This is a genomic window from Pseudonocardia sp. EV170527-09, from assembly GCF_008369905.1.
Lineage (GTDB): Bacteria > Actinomycetota > Actinomycetes > Mycobacteriales > Pseudonocardiaceae > Pseudonocardia.
The window spans coordinates 1-228 of record NZ_VRMC01000709.1 but is presented as its reverse complement, the minus strand read 5'-3'; the positions used below and the strand labels follow the sequence as shown (position 1 = coordinate 228).

At 66.7% G+C, this 228-nt stretch carries 1 protein-coding gene; it reads left to right on the top strand.

Annotated features, from left to right (window positions below):
• The coding region (locus tag FVA95_RS30555) for an integrase core domain-containing protein (protein ID WP_149667029.1) at positions 1-188 on the top strand (188 nt) is incomplete at its 5' end.
• Between the last annotated feature and the right edge of the window lie 40 nt (positions 189-228).

Below are 228 nucleotides of genomic sequence, written 5' to 3'. Positions count from 1 at the left end.
GGACCCTGGCCGACGGCTGGGCCTACGCCCGACTCTATGAGTCGACCCGCCAACGCAACGACGCCCTACCCGGCTGGATGCACTTCTACAATCACCACCGCGCTCACTCCGCCATCGGCGGCCAGCCACCAGTCACCAGGCTGACCAACCTGGGACTGCCCCGAGTTCGGTTGACCCGATCTCGGTAGGTGGGTCAGGCCGCGTGGGCGGTGTTGAGCAGTGTCTCGA